Annotated in this window: 3 protein-coding genes; all 3 read right to left on the bottom strand. The window is 73.1% G+C overall.

Features of this window, described 5'->3' with window-relative positions:
• Nucleotides 1–354: DUF6716 putative glycosyltransferase (locus ACE3O1_RS15495; RefSeq protein ID WP_374316581.1), on the bottom strand; the 354-nt coding region annotated here is incomplete at its 3' end.
• A complete protein-coding gene (locus tag ACE3O1_RS15490; RefSeq protein WP_374316579.1) occupies nt 351–1223 on the bottom strand; it encodes an N-acetylneuraminate synthase family protein in 873 nt (290 codons plus the stop codon). The genes ACE3O1_RS15495 and ACE3O1_RS15490, both read right to left, overlap by 4 nt.
• Nucleotides 1220–2015 (bottom strand): HAD hydrolase family protein (locus ACE3O1_RS15485; protein ID WP_374316577.1); only part of this gene is annotated, 796 nt, incomplete at its 5' end. The genes ACE3O1_RS15485 and ACE3O1_RS15490, both read right to left, overlap by 4 nt.

Raw genomic sequence — 2015 nt, 5'->3', positions numbered from 1 at the left:
GGGGATGGAGATGCCGGGGAGCCCCGTGACCATCACCGGTCGCGGGTCGAGGGCGGCCAACTCCCGGGCCAGCACCCGCACGAGCGGCCCGCGCGCGGCCAGGACGACGGCGTCCGCGTCGGCGCGGCGCACCGCCGGTGCGAGCTCCTCCCACCGCACGCGCGTCACGCGCCCAGGGGGCAGGCCGCTGCCCGACAGCGCCGCGGCGAGCTGCGCGTCGGACACCACGAGCGGTGTGTCGAGCACCAGGAGCGAGGCATCCCACTCCCCCGGCAGCGTGGCCAGGAGCGCCGCCGCCCACTTGACGTACGAGTCGGTGTCGGCGACGGCGACGATGCGCCGGGGGGACCTCACGCGGGGACGCGCCGCAGCTTCGCCATCGGGCCGAGCTCTCCCGGGTAGACGCGCTTGACGCCGTCGCCGAGCGCCTCCTCGATGACGCGGATGTCGCGCACGAGGTGCTGCAGGCCGGTGGGCTCGAGCGACGCGGCGTGATCCGATCCCCACATCGTGCGATCGAGCGTGATGTGCCGCTCGACCGCGACGGCGCCCAGCGCCACGGCGGCGAGCGAGATCTGCAGTCCCCGCTCGTGCCCCGAGTAGCCCACCGGCACGCCGGGGTACCGATCGCGCAGTGACGGGATCATCCGCAGGTTCGCCTCTGCCGGTTCCATCGGATAGGTCGAGGTCGCGTGCATCAGCAGCAGGCGCTCGGTGCCGAGCACCTCGATCGCGGCGTCGATCTGCTCGATCGTCGACATGCCGGTCGAGAGGATGACGGTCTTGCCGGTGTCGCGCAGGGCCCGCAGCAGGCCGGTGTCGGTGACCGACGCCGACGCGACCTTGTGCGCGGTGACGCCGAGGTCCTCGAGGAATGCGACGCTCGGCTCGTCCCACGGCGACGCGAACCACTCCAGCCCGCGGAGCAGCGCGTGGTCGGAGATCTCGATGTACTGGTCGCGATCGAACTCCACCCGCCGGCGGTAGTCGAGGTAGCTCATCGTGCCCCACGGCGTCTCCCGCGGGATGTCGCGCATGTGCTCCGGCGTCGCGATCTCGGGGGTGCGCTTCTGGAACTTGACCGCCTCGGCTCCGGCATCCGCCGCGACGTCGATGAGCTGCTTGGCGAGCTCGACGTCGCCGTTGTGGTTGAGGCCGATCTCGGCGATGACGTAGGCGGGACGTCCGCCTCCGACGACGCGGGAGCCGATGGTGACGGTCATGCGTTCTCCTGGGGTGTGGCAAGGGGCGGGACGGATGCCGCGGCGCGGCCCGCGAGCACGCGCTCGGCGAGGTCGCTCACGGCGCCCGCGCCGCCGGGGCGATCGAGGACGATCCGCGCGGCGGCGAGCACGAGAGGGTGGGCGCCGGGCACGGCGACGGGCCAGCCGACGAGCTCGAGGCAGCCGAGGTCGTTGACGTCGTTGCCGAGGTACGCGATGCGCGAGAGCGGGATGCCGCGCTCCTCGGCCCAGGCCCGCAGCGCCGCGGCCTTGTCGGCACGGCCCTGCACGACCTCGACCCGCAGCTTCTGCGCCCGCGCCGAGACGACCGGGTTGACCTCGGTGGAGAGGATGAGGACCGGGATGCCGGCGTCCCGCAGCAGCGCGGTGCCCAGGCCGTCGGAGCGGCTCACCGTGACCGTCTCGGTGCCGTCCTGCGAGACGTGCACCGAGTCGTCGGTGTGGACGCCGTCGAAGTCGGTGACCACGGCGTCGACCTCGATCGGGGCCGGACGATCGATGAGCGGTGCGATCGCGCGCGCCACCTCGAGCTCGCCCTCGGTGTCGATCTCGATCGCGGTCCGCGGCGGGACCTCGGCGATGCCGACGCTTCCGAAGAACCGGTGGCCGACCGCCCGGAATCCCGCCGCCCTCATGACGTAGAACGCGCCGGTCTCGAGGTGGTGCGGATCGCGGTCCTGACGTCGCGGGCGCACGGCGGCGTCGTGGTTGATCGCCTCGGCGGCGGATGCCGGGGTCCTCGCCCACAGGAAGCCGTAGGTCTCGACGGCC

The organism is Microbacterium sp. (genome assembly GCF_041909575.1).
Classification (GTDB): Bacteria; Actinomycetota; Actinomycetes; order Actinomycetales; family Microbacteriaceae; genus Microbacterium.
Note: the sequence above shows the minus strand (reverse complement) of the source record. Positions and strands in the feature narration are given on the sequence as shown.

What these genes read in the sequence shown, in the direction of transcription:
- ACE3O1_RS15490 (WP_374316579.1), bottom strand. Translation starts at nt 1,223, where the DNA reads ATGACCGTCACCATCGGCTCCCGCGTCGTCGGAGGCGGACGTCCCGCC.